11 protein-coding genes and 2 pseudogenes are annotated in these 14706 nt (G+C 60.5%); 11 read left to right on the top strand and 2 right to left on the bottom strand.

What is annotated here, in order from left to right:
- Positions 1-85 precede the first annotated feature (85 nt).
- Positions 86-1339: a tyrosine-type recombinase/integrase gene (locus AC0L39_RS06635; RefSeq protein WP_473261735.1), complete on the top strand. Its 1254-nt coding sequence runs from the start codon at positions 86-88 to the stop codon at positions 1337-1339.
- 9 nt (positions 1340-1348) lie between these two features.
- On the opposite strand, the gene AC0L39_RS06640 is transcribed toward AC0L39_RS06635, so the two are convergent.
- Positions 1349-1552 (bottom strand): DUF5818 domain-containing protein, encoded by a 204-nt coding sequence (locus AC0L39_RS06640; RefSeq protein ID WP_473261736.1) that lies wholly within the window; start codon positions 1550-1552, stop codon positions 1349-1351.
- Positions 1549-2211 carry a lytic transglycosylase domain-containing protein gene (locus AC0L39_RS06645; protein ID WP_473261738.1) on the bottom strand — a complete coding sequence of 221 codons (663 nt, stop codon included), beginning with the start codon at positions 2209-2211 and terminating at the stop codon, positions 1549-1551. The genes AC0L39_RS06640 and AC0L39_RS06645 overlap by 4 nt, the downstream gene beginning before the upstream one ends.
- Before the next feature lie 404 nt (positions 2212-2615).
- Here AC0L39_RS06645 and AC0L39_RS06650 point away from each other — a divergent pair, with 404 nt between their 5' ends.
- From AC0L39_RS06650 to AC0L39_RS06695, 10 genes and pseudogenes are all read left to right on the top strand, one after another.
- Complete coding sequence (locus AC0L39_RS06650) at positions 2616-3188, top strand: DUF7146 domain-containing protein (protein ID WP_473261740.1); 573 nt, start codon at positions 2616-2618, stop codon at positions 3186-3188.
- A 78-nt stretch (positions 3189-3266) separates the two neighbouring features.
- Positions 3267-7502, top strand: coding sequence for a strawberry notch-like NTP hydrolase domain-containing protein (locus AC0L39_RS06655; protein ID WP_473261742.1), 4236 nt, complete (start codon positions 3267-3269; stop codon positions 7500-7502).
- A gap of 99 nt (positions 7503-7601) precedes the next feature.
- Complete coding sequence (locus AC0L39_RS06660) at positions 7602-9572, top strand: ParB/RepB/Spo0J family partition protein (RefSeq protein ID WP_473261744.1); 1971 nt, start codon at positions 7602-7604, stop codon at positions 9570-9572.
- Between the two features lie 169 nt (positions 9573-9741).
- The gene (locus tag AC0L39_RS06665; RefSeq protein ID WP_473261746.1) at positions 9742-10671 is read left to right on the top strand and encodes an ArdC family protein; all 930 of its coding nucleotides are present in this window, start codon (positions 9742-9744) and stop codon (positions 10669-10671) included.
- 11 nt (positions 10672-10682) lie between these two features.
- Positions 10683-11113, top strand: a pseudogene (locus AC0L39_RS06670) (hypothetical protein).
- Positions 11114-11152: 39 nt separating this feature from the next.
- Positions 11153-11530, top strand: a complete 378-nt coding sequence (locus AC0L39_RS06675) for an MbcA/ParS/Xre antitoxin family protein (protein ID WP_007163751.1) — start codon at positions 11153-11155, stop codon at positions 11528-11530.
- Positions 11531-11561: 31 nt separating this feature from the next.
- Positions 11562-12230 carry an RES family NAD+ phosphorylase gene (locus tag AC0L39_RS06680; RefSeq protein WP_473261748.1) on the top strand — a complete coding sequence of 223 codons (669 nt, stop codon included), beginning with the start codon at positions 11562-11564 and terminating at the stop codon, positions 12228-12230.
- A gap of 271 nt (positions 12231-12501) precedes the next feature.
- Positions 12502-13435, top strand: a pseudogene (locus AC0L39_RS06685) (DUF2493 domain-containing protein).
- A 327-nt stretch (positions 13436-13762) separates the two neighbouring features.
- Entirely contained in the window at positions 13763-14032 is a 270-nt protein-coding gene (locus AC0L39_RS06690) for a hypothetical protein (RefSeq protein ID WP_473261750.1), read from the top strand.
- A 269-nt stretch (positions 14033-14301) separates the two neighbouring features.
- Entirely contained in the window at positions 14302-14700 is a 399-nt protein-coding gene (locus AC0L39_RS06695) for a single-stranded DNA-binding protein (protein ID WP_473261752.1), read from the top strand.
- Positions 14701-14706 lie beyond the last annotated feature (6 nt).

The raw sequence follows: 14706 nt of genomic DNA on the forward strand, positions 1-14706 counted from the left end.
TCGCTTGCATGCGCTTGAAGCCGGATTTGGAGTGGGGGTATTTTGGGGGTACTTTCGGGGGTACCGAAAAGGAGCGATACCCCCAATGGCTTTGAGTGAGATTCAGATCAAGAATGCGAAGGCGGCAGAACGACCCTACAAGCTTGCCGACGGCGAAGGGCTATTCCTCCTCGTAAAAGGGAACGGTTCGAAGCTTTGGCGCTTGAAATACCGCTATCGCGGGAAGGAGAAGCTGCTTTCCTTTGGTGCTTATCCTGGCGTCGGAATCGCGGCTGCGCGTGAGTTGAAGACGCTTGCAAAGGCTGCCTTGGCCGAAGGCAAAGATCCGATGGTCCACAAGCCTGGTCGAGATTTCGAGCCAGAGAGAACCTTCAAAGCTGTTGCTGAGATGTGGCACAAGAATCGAAAGAGCAGCCTCGATCCAGCTCATGCGAAGCGTGTCTGGTCTAGGATGGAAAGGGACGTGTTTCCGGTATTGGGCGAAAGGATGATGCACGAGATCACCCCGCCTGAAGTTTTAGGCGTGATCCGCAAAATTGAAGAACGGGGCGCTCTGGATATCAGTCGGCGTGCGAAGCAGAGCATTGGCCAAGTTTTTCAGTTCGCCATCGCGAGTGGGCTTTGCGATGCGGACCCCACGGCTCATCTTCGCGGTGCTCTGAAGCCGCGCCCTCGAGTAAAGCATATGGCCAAACTGCCGCTCGCTCAGTTGCCAGAGCTCATAAACAAGCTGGATCAATACAATGAAGAAGGGGAGCGACGCTCCGAGATTACTCGCGCAGCGCTCACCTTCGCGCTTCTGACATGGGTCAGAACGAAGGAACTTCGTTTCGCCAAGAAGCACGAGTTTGAGGATCTAGACGGAAACTCTCCGCTTTGGCGCATCGGGCCTGATCGAATGAAGATGCACCGTGAGCATATCGTACCATTGTCAATGCAAGCCGCTTCGCTCGCCAAGGACATGATTGCATGTTCTCAAAGTGACTATGTGTTTCCAGGCCAGAAGCGTGGAGTGCCGCTATCCGAAAACACCATGATCTATGGTTTGTATCGTCTCGGCTATCACGGTCGGCAGACTGTTCATGGCTTCAGAGGTCTTGCGAGCACATGGGCCAATGAACAGCTTGTCGAAGTCGGTCAGCCGCCAATGTGGATCCGAAAGTACCATGAAGACTGGGTCGAGCTTCAACTGGCACATAGCGAGGAGAACGAAGTTCGCGGGGCCTACAATGCCGCAGAGTATTTGGCGCCGCGTCGCGCCATGCTTCAAGATTGGGCGAACTTCCTCGATGCGATGCGCGGAAAAACAGACAATGTCGCGATCTTGAGAGCTGCGTGATTTAACGCGCTACGCCGGCACTTGGCCCAGCCACTCAACTCGAAGGCGGTCAAAGCCCACAACGATACCCTCGGCGGTGACCTCGAAACCGAAGTCATCGTTCAATGGTTCGTAGCCTTCCAGAACCCAGTGGTCGCCTGCATCTGTCACGATCGCTGCCCCACGCGGGAGATGCTCGAGCCGTCCGCTGATCCTTTTCCGATTCGTGTTCATAGCTCTCCATATGCCATCCATCTTTGGATAACGCTCCTCACATATCCCGGCGTTTCCCGATTTCTTGGAATTCCGCCTGCACGCGATACCGCGCCGGGCCCCGCATTGTAGGCTGCCAGTGCGAGATGGATCGCACCAAATCGGTCGAGCATCTGCCTTAGATACCGTGCGCCACCGTCGATATTTTGAGCTGGATCGTGCCGATTGGTGACACCTAGTTCTCGTGCTGTTGCAGGCATAAGTTGCGCAAGACCGGCTGCACCAGCCGGACTGATCGCCATCGGATTGAAACGGGATTCCTGCCAGACCAATGCCTGGAGCAAGCGAGGCGGCAATCGATACCTTGCTTCAGCTTGGCGGATGAGGGGTTCGTAAAGCGTCTCTTTGAAACTCCGGTTAGCGGGGGATGGGGTCTCTCTTTCGGTCCCAATAACCGCCAATGAAGGGTCATACGTGACTTCTTTGTCCGCCCGCTTTTCGACTTTGCTCAGTCGATGATCAAAGACCTGGAACTCCTGCGCCCGAGCGATGGCGGGGATCGCGATTGCAAGCCCACAACACACGCCAGTTACCCATTTTCGTCTCATCGCGCTCTCTCCTAGCTTGCCTTGATGGACGACAGAACATAAATAGAACACTGGGGTGTAGGAAAGCGCCATACGCGTCCGGCAAGAGGAAAGGGGGCAGTCTGCAGGGGCAATTGTGCGGCGATGGAGCCAGTATGTCCGTTTCGAACTCAACCCTATCCCGTCCTTCACTTGAGGAAACCGCTCGCAAGCTCTGCGAGAGTCGCGGCGGGAAGTGGTATGGCACCAAGGGCATGGCCTGTTGTCCTGCGCATGACGACCGTACGCCTTCGCTTGGTGTTATGCTTGGCCGGAAGGCCATTTTGCTCCACTGCTTTGCTGGTTGCGACCAAGCGAGCGTGCTCGCTGCCCTCGCTCGAGACGGGATCGAGACCTCAGCGCTATTCTCAGGCTCCTCTGACGAATTTCCGAGCCAGCCGAGCTATTTTAGCAAGCCATCGAGCGCAGCACTCCGCATCTGGCGCGATGCTCGGTCGTTGCATCAAAGTCCTGCCAAGGCCTACCTCGAAGAGCGCGGCATCCTTGCAACTTCCCATGCGCTGAGGTTTCACCCACGGACACCGCTTGGTCCGAAGGGGCGCGCCCGCTTCCTGCCGGCGATGATCGCTGCAGTCAGCCTCGACGAGGGGCCAATTGCCGTTCACCGAACCTTCCTGTCGCATTCCGGCGATATGCAGGCATCGTTTGCCAAGCCGAAACGTGCGCTGGGTTCCCTCGGCGAGGCGGCGGTACGTCTGTTCGCACCCGCTGAGCGAAGGCTCGGTCTCGCCGAAGGCATTGAAAGCGCGATGTCGGCCTATGCGCTCACCGGTATCCCAACATGGGCGACGCTGGGCAACGAACGCTTCGGCCTGGTTGCGATCCCGGAGTGCGTGAGCGAACTCCATCTCTTCGTCGATCACGATGCGGGCGGCGACCTCGCAGCCGACCGAGGGCACGATGCCTATCTGCGTGAAGGGCGACACATCCAAGTCCGGAGGCCCAAATCGCGCGGGACCGACTGGAACGACGAACTCCAGTCATGGCTGAGCCGAAAGGCGGGTCGATAAGAGGAGAGAGGGCTTCTCGAATTCCTGACCCGGCAGAGGGCGCATGTCCCGATGCCTCAATCAGGAGGACGACAAGCCATGTTCCAGTCAGACTTTTTCCCCGACCGTCAAACATCAAGCACGGTTCCGCTCGCCTTCGCAATCGGAGAGCAAATTGCCCGGCGACTTGCGAATGGATGCCATCTCACCCGAGCGGATATCGCCGAATTCTTCGCCGCTCAAACCGGCGTGCAGGACTGGGGCAGTGCCTGGACCATCGACGATTACAACAACGCGGTCGAGGTTGGAGCCTTGCTCTGGCTTCGCGAATTCTCACGGATCGGACTTGATGCCGGTTTCCATGAGGCTACAGCGGGGTTTGATTGGCTCGATGCAGCCTTGCCGCCTCGCCACGTGCGCAGCGAGGCCCAGGTCGAACTTCAGCAGTTCTCGACGCCGCCGATCCTTGCATGGCTGATGGCCAAGGCCGCGTCGCTTAGGTCCCCCGATCACATTCTCGAACCGTCAGCGGGGAATGGCGCACTTGCGCTCTGGGGCGACGTTCGAGATTGCTCGATGACGCTCAACGAAATCGATCGCGCGCGCCGCGACGCGCTCGCGCATATCTTCCCTCGTGCTCGTCTATCAGCACATGATGGCGAGTTGATCGCCGAACTCACCAATGGTCCAAGCCCCAGCGTCATCCTGATGAACCCTCCCTTCGCCCGAAGCCACGAACGGGGCGTCGATGGCCGCACGGCAATGCGCCACTTGCGCAGTGCGCTGCGGATTTGCGCTTCAAGAGGTCGCCTCGTCGCCATTCTCCCGGACGGCTTTGATGCCGTGGCTTTTGTCGAAGACCAGGAACAGGCTTCGCTGCTGCTCAACGTCCGGCTGTCGGGCGCATTCTCACGAAGCGGAACCGGGATCGCGGTCAGAATGGTGGTCATCGAGAAGGCGGCTCTTCAGGACGTTTCCACGATCACGGGGGAGTTCGCCGATCTCGCCGAACTGAACTCCTGCCTGGCGCACCTGCCCGATCGCGCGCCGAGGCAACCGAACATCCATCGCCTACCTGTGCGCTCGATCGCAACCTCGGTAAGCGGCGCTGCCGTGCGCAAGCCGGTCGCACCTTTCGCGACTGGAGCTGCCCAGAAACGCGCGTCGCTCGCGCTCGACTATCAAGCCCTGGAAGATCCTGCACCCGTTCCCGAGCAAGCCGGTATCTACCTGCCTTACCGACCGAGCCGTGTCATCATGCAGGATGCACCCGTTCACCCGACCCCTCTTGTCGAGTCAGTGGCTATGGGCTCGGTCGCCGCACCGGTGCCGGAAGCGCGCCCCTTGCTTCCCGCGAAATGGCAGGAGGGCAAACTGCTCTCTACCGCACAGTGCGAAACACTGGTCTACGCTTGCGAGGCATTCGCCCGCGACCTTCCCGGGCAGTTTCGACCGAGCCAACTGGGGACGACGGTTGAACTCGCGGAGGACGGTCACTCCTACAGGCGGGGCTTTTTCCTCGGTGATGGTACGGGCGCGGGCAAGGGCCGCCAAATCGCGGGCGTCATTATGGATCGCTGGCTCTCGGGGGAACGCCGTCACATCTGGATCACCAAGAACGAGGCACTGCTCGAAGACGCGCGCCGCGACTGGGAAGCGCTTGGCGGGCTTCCGCTCGATATCCAGCCGCTCTCCCGTTGGAAGCTCGGAGGTCCAGTAACGATGCCCGAGGGCATTCTCTTCGTCACCTATCCGACGCTTCGTTCTGGACGCGCCGAGGATACGAGGCTCGATCAGATCCTCGCCTGGGCCGCCGAAGATTTCGAGGGCGTGATTGCCTTCGACGAAGCCCATTCCATGGCGAATGCGCTCGGCTCTTCCTCCACCCGCGGCAAAGTCAAAGGCTCAGAGCAAGGGATGGCAGGGCTCAGGCTGCAAAACCACCTGCCGCGAGCACGTGTTTTGTATGCCTCCGCTACCGGCGCATCGGACATTGCCAATTTGGGCTACACGGCACGGCTTGGATTGTGGGGTCCGGAAACCGCGTTTCCGACGCATGAGGCATTCATGACCGAAATTCGCGCCGGCGGCGTCGCGGCGATGGAACTTGTTGCCCGCGATCTCAAGGCACAAGGGCTCTACCTTGCACGCGCATTGTCCTTTGCCGGGGTCGAATACGAGATCCTCGAACATCAGCTTACTGAAGCGCAGGTGAGGATCTACGATGCCTATGCCGATGCCTGGGCGATCATCCACCGCAACCTCGACGAGGCGCTCGAAGCCACAAGGGTGGTCGACGAGGACAGCGGCGATACGCTCAATCGCAACGCCAAGGCTGCGGCGCTCTCGATATTCGAAGGCACCAAGCAACGTTTCTTCGCGCAGCTCCTGCTTTCGATGAAACTGCCGAGCCTGATCCCGGCGATGGAAGAGGCACTCAGCGATGACCATTCGGTGGTCGTGCAGCTAGTCTCGACCGCCGAGGCCATGCTCGACCGGCGCCTGGCCGATCTTTCGGACGAGGAGCGAGAAGCGCTCGATATCGATCTCTCGCCGCGCGAATATGTCATCGATTATCTGGCGAAGAGCTTTCCGGTGCGCCTGATGCAGGTCTTCACTGACGAGGAGGGCAACCTGCGTTCCGAAGCGATGATCGACGAGCACGGCAATCCCGTTCTCTGCTCGCGTGCCATCGCCGCACGCGACGCACTGATCGAGCAGCTTTGCGCATTGCCCCCTATCGCGACTGCACTCGATGCCATCATCGAGCATTTCGGGACCGAGGCCGTGGCGGAAGTTACAGGCCGCACGCGCAGGTTGGTCTTGGGACGCGACGGTCAGCAGCGGCTTGAACGTCGCAGCGCAAGCGCCAACGTCGCTGAAGCACAGAGCTTCATGGACGGGACGAAGCGTATTCTGGTCTTCTCGGACGCAGGGGGTACGGGACGATCCTATCACGCCGATCTCGATGCGCAGAACCAGCAGCGCCGCGTCCATTTTCTCCTCGAACCGGGCTGGCGCGCGGACAATGCGATCCAGGGTCTTGGCCGGACAAACCGTACTAACCAAGCTTCTCCGCCGCTGTTTCGCCCGGTCACTACCGATGTGAAGGGCGAACGCCGCTTCATCTCGACCATCGCGCGAAGGCTCGACGCATTGGGCGCTCTCACACGCGGCCAGCGTCAGACAGGGGGACAGAACCTGTTCGACCCTGCCGACAATCTCGAAAGCGATTACGCGAAAGACGCGCTCACGCGCTGGTTCCACCTGCTTTACGATGGCAAACTCGAGGCGGTTGATTTCGGGGACTTCGTTGAGAGGACGGGACTTAAGCTCGAGAACCCCGATGGCGGCCTGAGCGATAATCTTCCCACGATCCAACGCTGGCTCAACCGCATCCTTGCGCTCCCGATCGCACTGCAGAACGGCATCTTCGAGGAATATCTCGGACTTGTCGAAGCGCGGATCGAGGCCGCACGTGACGCTGGCACGCTCGATCTGGGGCTGGAAACGGTTCGTGTCGACAGCTTTCAAGTGCTCTCTGATGAAGTTCTCCGCACCGATCCTGTCTCTGGCGCCGAAACCCGCCTCGTTTCGCTCGAAGTGAAACGCCAACTGCGTCCGCTGCGCTTAAAGCGCCTCGTGAGGATGCACGAGGTCGGATCGCGCCAGGCAATTCCCCTGCGCAATGCGCGTTCGGGCAAGGTGGCCCTGTCGGTTCCGGCTCGACGCCTCATTGCCGATGATGGCGCGATGATCGAACGCCGTCGCCTCCTCCGACCGCTTCAATCGGCCAACTGGACGCTTGAGGCGCTCGGAGAAAGCTTGTGGGAAGAGGTCGGCGTTACCGAGTTCTCCCAGCTCTGGGCACAGGAAGAGGACGCTGCAGCTGCTTCGCCGGTGACCGAACGAGTGTATCTGGCGACGGGGCTGCTGCTTCCGGTCTGGAAGCGGCTACCTGGCGACCATGTCCGGGTGACGCGACTTGCCGCCGAGGACGGGAGCTCGATTATCGGACGCGAAGTCCTTGATATCGACCTTGCCAAGATCGCCGAAACGTTCTGCTTGAAGGGTGTGTCCGGCCCTGCTCCGGCCGAGCTCGGAAGACTGGTCCTGACAAGCGGAACGCCCCAGCCGTTCGCCAGTCATGACACTCTGACCGTCAAGTGGTCATTGGTCGGCGGCGAGCAGCGCCTCGAACTCACCGGTTACGCGCCTGAGCGCCTCGACTGGTACAAGACCAAGGGCTGTTTCACCGAGATCATTCGCTACCGTACGCGTCTCTTTGTCCCTGTATCGAAGGCATCGACCGTGCTTCCGGCCATTGCGGCCTGAAGGGCAAATCCACGACTGCGCGTGAGAGAGGGGAGGGAGCCGGTGGCTTGTTGGGCCATGCACCTTCGCGTGGCTCTTCAATCCATCAGGAGACACCCCATGATCCAGTCAATTCCCTTGAAGAAGCTCGTCCCAAGCCCTCGCAATGTGCGTAAGTCGAGCGACGTCCTTGCCGATCTGCAGTTGCGTGCGGACATTGCCGCCCGAGGCCTGTTGCAGAACCTCGTCGTGCGAAAGGCCAAGCGCGGCAAGTTCGAAGTCGAGGCCGGTGGTCGCCGTCTGGCTCAGCTCCAAGCGCTGGCCGAAGAGGGCACGCTTCCCAAGAACCACGAGGTCACCTGCCTTGTGATCGAAGGCGAGGAAAGCGAGGTTCGCGAAGCGAGCCTTGCGGAGAACTTCCAGCGCCTCGCAATGAACCCGGCCGACGAGGCGCAGGCTTTCGCTGCGATCATCGAGGCGGGAGCCAGCACTGAAGACGTGGCCCGCCGGTTCGGTCTCACTGTCCGCTTTGTCGAAGGCCGTCTGCGCCTGGCGGGTCTCGCACCTTGTGTCTTCGAAGCGCTCGCCGAAGGCGCAATCACGCTCGAAATGGCCAAGGCCTATGGGGCAATCTCGGACATCGATCGTCAGGCGCACGTCTATGCCGAACTGCAGGATGCCTGGTATCAGATCACGCCTGACACGATCCGCCGCATGGTGCTCGATGCCACGGTGCATGGCTCCGATCCGCGCGCGGTTCTGGTCGGGCGCGATGCCTACCTTGCTGCAGGTGGCCGCATCGAACGCGAACTCTTCGACGACGAAGCCAGCGAAAGCTGGATCGATGTCGCGTTGCTCGAAGACCTTGCCCAGAAAGCGATGGATGATGCTGCGAAAAGGATCGCGGAAGAACACGGGCTTGCCTGGGTACGACCGACGCTTGGGAACTATGTCAGCCACGATCTCGTCGAAGGCCTCAATCGGCTCCCATGCGAACCGGCTCCGCTCACAGAAGACGAGGCTCGCCAGCTCAGCGACTTCGAAGCCGACTACGACCGGACGGCGGCCATCCTCGAAGATGAGGACAGCGATGAAAGCGAGGTCGAGAAGGCGGAAGAAGAACTTGTCTCGATCGACCGCGCGATGCGCGATCTCAACGATCGTCCGCCGGTCCTTGCCGACGAGCTCAAGTCGGAGGCTGGAGCCTTCCTTGTGCTTTCACGGAATGGCGAACCGGCAATGGTGCCGCAGTACTACACGGAGGCAGAGGTCATCGACGAGGATGACGGAGCTGTCGAACCGGTTGATGCAGGTGCTGATTCCAAGCGCAAGAGCGGTGCGCTGTCGCAGCGTCTGCTCGACGAGCTCGCGATGCAGCGTCGCGATATACTAGCGATCCATCTCGCCAACGATCCCGCACTCGCGCTCGACTTCATGGTCTTCACGCTCGCAGATGCCGATGGGCATGACTGGCGCGCGAAGAAGGCATCGACGCTGGTCGGCTCGGTAGCATCCGGACCGGTGACCGGTTTCGAGGCCAAGGATGCGCCCGCAAGCGCAGCGCTTGCTGAATTCGCCGCTACGCTCGACGAGAGCTGGCGCGCCGGTGAGACCGATGTCGAGCGGTTCGAACGCTTCCGCGCATTGAGCGATGAAGCACGTTCCGCCTGGCTCGGCCATGTCGTATCCCGCACCCTGGTCGCGAGCCTTGCCTGTGTAGGCGATCGCTCGGCACCGCTGCACGAGATCCTCGGGTCGCTGCTTGAGATCGAAACCGCGCATTGGTGGCGGCCAACGGCGGCGAACTTCTTCGATCGTGTGGCCAAGGCGCGCGCACTCGAAGCGCTCGATGCAGCAGGCGGCGCTGAACTCATCAGCCGCTATGCAGGTTCGAAGAAAGCAGAACTGGCGAGCGCAGCTGAACGCATCTTCTCCGGCAATTTCATCGGAGAGGCGGATGTGAAGACGCGAGCGGGAGCGTGGGTGCCGGAGATCATGCGCTTCGGTTCACCTGAGGAACCGGTCGAGGATGAAACTGCGGACCCGGCTGAGGACGAGACCGCGAACGAAATTGCCGAGCAGGCTGCCTGACCCCTCCTGACAGGTTCAGGTCACTCGGCGGGCGGTCCGTCCCTCTCGGGACGGGCCGCCTTTTCGCGTGTCCTTCCGAAGGTCGCCTGCGATGGTGAGGCTCAGAGGGGAGGGCGCCTTGTTCATCCTGAACCCGGACACGTCCGTTCCGGTGATCAGGAGACGATCGATGACCAAGTCCCGCCGCACTGCTTCGACATCGCCAGCACAGCGCATCACTGCCGCCATTATTGAAAAGCTCGAAGAGGGGGCCAAGCCCTGGGTCAAGCCGTGGCGTGGTTTGCCGCTTTCTCGCCCGCTGCGCTCCTGCGGGACGCCGTATCGCGGTATGAATACCTTCTGGCTCTGGATGGTGGCCGATGCCTGCGGATACGCCTCGCCATACTGGATGACATATCGCCAGTGCCAGAAACTCGGCGGCCAAGTCCGCAAGGGCGAAAAGTCGACCATCGCGATCTTCTACAAAAGCTACACCAAGGAAGTCGAAACCGCTGAAGGCGGTCAGGATACGGAGAGCCGGCGCGCGCTGAAGGCCTATTCGGTCTTCAATGCCGACCAATGTGATTGCCTTCCCGAGTTCTACCATCCCAAGCCGCTGGTTGCCGCGCTGGAGCCCGAAGGCCGCGAAGAGCGGCTCGATGCGTTCTTCGGCCAAGTAGGCGCCAACCTGCGCCATCATGGCGCGCAGGCCTATTACGAGCCGTTGCGCGACCGCGTCACTATGCCGCCTGTGGAACTCTTCGAAGCCTACGACCACTATTACGCAACGCTCGCGCATGAGCTGTCGCACTGGACCGGCCATTCCTCGCGGCTCGATCGCGATCTCAAGAACCGTTTCGGCAGCGACGCCTATGCTGTCGAAGAACTGATCGCCGAACTGTCCTCAGCCATTCTCGGGGCAGAGTTGGTTCTTCCAGTCACTCACCTCGATCATCATGCGAGCTACATCGCGTCTTGGCTCAAGATCCTCAAATCGGACGAGCGCGCGATCCTGACCGCGGCTGCAAAGGCCGAGGAGGCAGCCACGTTGTTGCTCGAACTGGGTGGACTTCAAACATGCGAAGGCGAGACCGACGTCGATCTTGCTAGTGCAGCCTGAGGAGCGGTGAGATGGGACGTTCCGTCAGCTATCCGACCGGCTCGTTGGTAGCCTTTCGCCTCCTCGACGACGACGAAGACGACGATGCGGATTGGGTCTATGAGTGCCTCGTCGACGAAATCATCGATACCACAAAGGCAGCCTTTCCTTCCTTCGAGACCTTCGATGGATGGCGCGGTCGCGAGGACCGTATCCTCCTGCGCAACGCTTTCGCCGATTGCGGGATATCGACCTATTGCGGGCTTGCCGCGATCTGGCTCGCCCCTCGCGATGATGCTCGCTTTTGGGAAGCTGACTTCTTTCACCCGCGCGCGGCCTGTGCTCGCCACTGGATCGCCCAGGTGGCGCCGCGTTTCGAGCGAACGTTCGGCGAACTCAAAATGGTCGGGCGTTTCTCGAACGGAGAGAGGCGGTCTTCGAACGTCAGACATCTTGCATTTGAGGGATAATTGTGTATATCTTGCACATGAAAGGACAGGCTATGGCGACGAAGCCACTCGAATTGCAGCCCGATGATGGTAAGGTACTCACATCTGCTATCGCGCGCATTGCCGAGTTCTGGGGCCTCACCAATCCCAAACTTGGTGCGATCCTGGGGGTGTCGGAATCGACCGCCTCACGCCTGCGCTCGGGCAAGGCGCAGCTCGACCCTGCATCGAAGTCTTTCGAAGCTGCTCAGTTCCTCTTGCGACTATTCCGTTCGCTCGACGCGCTGCTCGGAAGCGATGACATGTCTGCGCGCGCATGGCTGACGACCGCCAATCTTGATCTCGATGCGCGCCCGATCGATCTCGTCGACAGCTTCAAAGGTCTTATCACCGTTTGCGACTATGTGGACGCCCACCGCGCTCGCGTCTGAGTTCCGCCGCTACCGCCGAACGGTATGGCGAGTGGTCGAAGCACAGCATCGTATCTCGACAAACCGACTGACCTCCGATCTTGGCGAGCAACAGCGGCTTGAAGAACTGGCAGATAGCGTAAAGCCTGACTTGCCGAAGTCCGCGCACGGTTTGCATTACCTCCTCGCTTCACCCTTTCGCTATGGCCACACGGTTGCAAGCCGCTTTCGCCGGCCAAACGAGCGGCCCGGGATATTCTATGCCAGTGAAGCCGAAGGCACGGCGATCACCGAGACCGCCTACTGGCGGCTCAAGTTCTATAGCCGCTCGCCGGGGTTCGTTCCGGGCAATCGGACAAGCGAGCATCTGAGCTTTTCCGTACCCGTATCGGTCACGCGGTTGACCGATACGACCAGACCGCCGCTTGAGGCCGATGCCCAGCGATGGCTTGACCCGGACGACTATTCGCATTGCCAGAATCTTGCTGCGTCGGTGCGCGAGGCGGGCGGGCAGGCCATCCGCGCGCGTTCCGCGCGTGACCTTGACGGTATTAACCTCGCACTGCTCGATCCGGTCGGCTTTGCGAAATCGGAACCGGACCATGGTCGCGGGTGGCATCTGCGCCACGAAGGTGATCGACTAACCGCGATCGCAGCGTTCCCCCATGCAGAAGTGCTTGCCTTCACGCCAGGACAGTTCGGTCTCCCGGAGCGCTCCTGAACCGATCCGGGACTCCTCCCAGACAACTCCAGCACTACTCCGACATTATCCCGCGCGAGCCTGTTCGCTTGTCTTCGTGCCCTGGACCGGTCAGGTCTCACAGCAACCCGCGCAAGGCTGCGGCCCGTGTGGCCCGCGCCAGCCTTGCCTTGCGGGGTTTCCCGCTGACGCGGTGCGGTGGTCCCTTGTCCCGGTCCTTCTCGGACACGGCGAACAGGCCCGCGCGGAAATTCCTCCGTCGGCATTCGCCGGTCTCAGGAGGACTACCGATATGTACGACAGTTTCGCCACGCAGCTTGCCGGCCTCGATCTATCCGGCTTCACGATCACGCCTGCCCCTTTCAACGAATCCGACTTTCCTTGCGAGGACGCCATGGCTCACACGCTCGGAGCAGTCTGGTCCGATCTCTTCGCGCTGTTTGCCGACACAGCGCTCGAAGCCGACGCCGAGGATCTCGCCTGGGGCTTCGTAAATCTCTTCCACCGCGCCGCCAGCCGCAAGTCGGCCCAGGTGGACCGGGCCTCGGATGAAATCCGCGCCCTATTGGCATCCGCCGACGGGTCCGAAGTGCATTCGTCAAACCTCGAGGAACAAACCCTGCGCGCCCAGTCTGCTGAAGCCAGCATGCAGGTGTTCGAGCAGATGCGTGAGGTTGCAGCAGGTCTCTATCGCGACGAAACCGGTTCCTCGTGGAAGCCCGTATCGGGATCGCGTGCGCGCCACTCGAAGAACATGACATCGTACCGTGATTGATGCCGGCGACTATTTGCGCGTACGCAAGGAACGTCGTCAGGCTGCACATTCTCCCGAGGGTACTCCGGTGGTCTTTGCCGGTGGTCGCAACCGCTTCGAATGCGAGGCCGACGCCAAGACTTACGCGGCAAACATCTGGGCTACACTCGACAGGGTGCGCGAGGTCGTTCCTGACATGTTTCTCGTACACGGCGGCGACGGCAAAGGAGCCGATAGACTGGCTGCATCCTGGGCTGAGCGTCACGAAGTCCAGCAACTGACGTTCGGCCTTGAGCGTCGTCGGGGTGCTCGTGCAGGGTTCAAGCGCAACGAGCAAATGCTTGGTCTCAGCCCTCGCTACGTGGTGGCATTTCCCGGCAATGGCGTGACCGAACGCCTGGTGATTGAGGCCAAGAGGCAGCGCATCACGGTTGTTGATCGTCGCGGGCCGTTGGGTACTAGTCCCGCCTGACGGGGAAAGAGCAACTAGATCTCTCGGATGATCAATTCCCAATCGTCGAAAAATGGGCGTCCCCATCCAAGGCCGCCCATGAGGCAAAGGACTCATTGCTGCTCCGAGGCTTACGGGTCGCAATGGCTAGGGAGTACCGAACGCAATCAATTCGATTGTAGGGTTATGACATGCCCGAATAGATACTCTTCTGAACAGCTTCGTTGCTCATCGCGCGTAACCAGCGCGCCTGTGCAGCAAGCACTTCTGGGACGAACACGTTTGTTGCTGGCTGCGGCGCGGTGCTTGTCGTTCCCGCATCTGACTTTCCAAGCTACAAGACCGGCAATGCAACTCGATGATCTTCTCCTGCGCTACTTTGCCTCGACCAATCTGGCTGAGATAGTACCCGACACTTTCGCAGCTGGGATCGAGCATTGCCGGGTCGACCTTGGCCTCGAGCAGGACCGGGGCAAGCGCTTTGCACTGTGGTCGTTCCTTCACATGTTCGGGTCCGCCCCCGACCTCGACGTGGCGTTCGAAAGCGAGGAAGATCGGGAAGCAGCTCGCAACTTCATGGATCTCCTGGCGGCATCGGGAGGCGATGGTGTAGGTTGATTGAAGCGGGATCACGCGAGCCTTCAGACCCGCACCCGATACCCATCCGGCTTTCTTCGCGAACAGTCCTGAACCAGGTCAGCTGAGGAGCCGCAACCCGTTCCTTTCCGGCCGTGTTGGCAGCTGCGCTGCCTGCCCGCACCACCCGTCATGAACAGGTTTCCCTTGGAGCTTCGCTCCTGCGGTGCAGTCCTCCCATGCCCTGCTTCTTTCAGATGTTCGCAAGCCGGAGATGGTCTCCGGTTTGAGGAACTGAAGGAACTTACATCATGACCAATATCGCAATCCTCACTGGCCGCATCGCACGCGATCCGGACACCCGCGAGACCAAGGGCGGCACCAACGTTACCGGGATCACCGTCGTCACCGATCGCCCTGCGCGGGACAAGGATGGCAAGACCTACAAGGACGAGAACGGCTACACCGCCAAGGAAAGCGAATTCCACCGTGTGACCTGCTTCAATGGCCTCGCCAAGACCGTCGGACAGTTCTGCTCTAAGGGCCAGCTGGTTTCCGTCCAAGGCCGCATCCACTACACCCAATGGGAAGACAAGGACGGGGTCACACGCTACGGCACCGAGATCCTCGCCGACAAGGTCGACTTCCTCTCTAGGGGCAATGGCTCCGGCGAGAACGACGAGAACACGGAAGCTCCCGAAATCGACTGATCTCAG

This window comes from Erythrobacter sp. K21-9, from assembly GCF_055808355.1.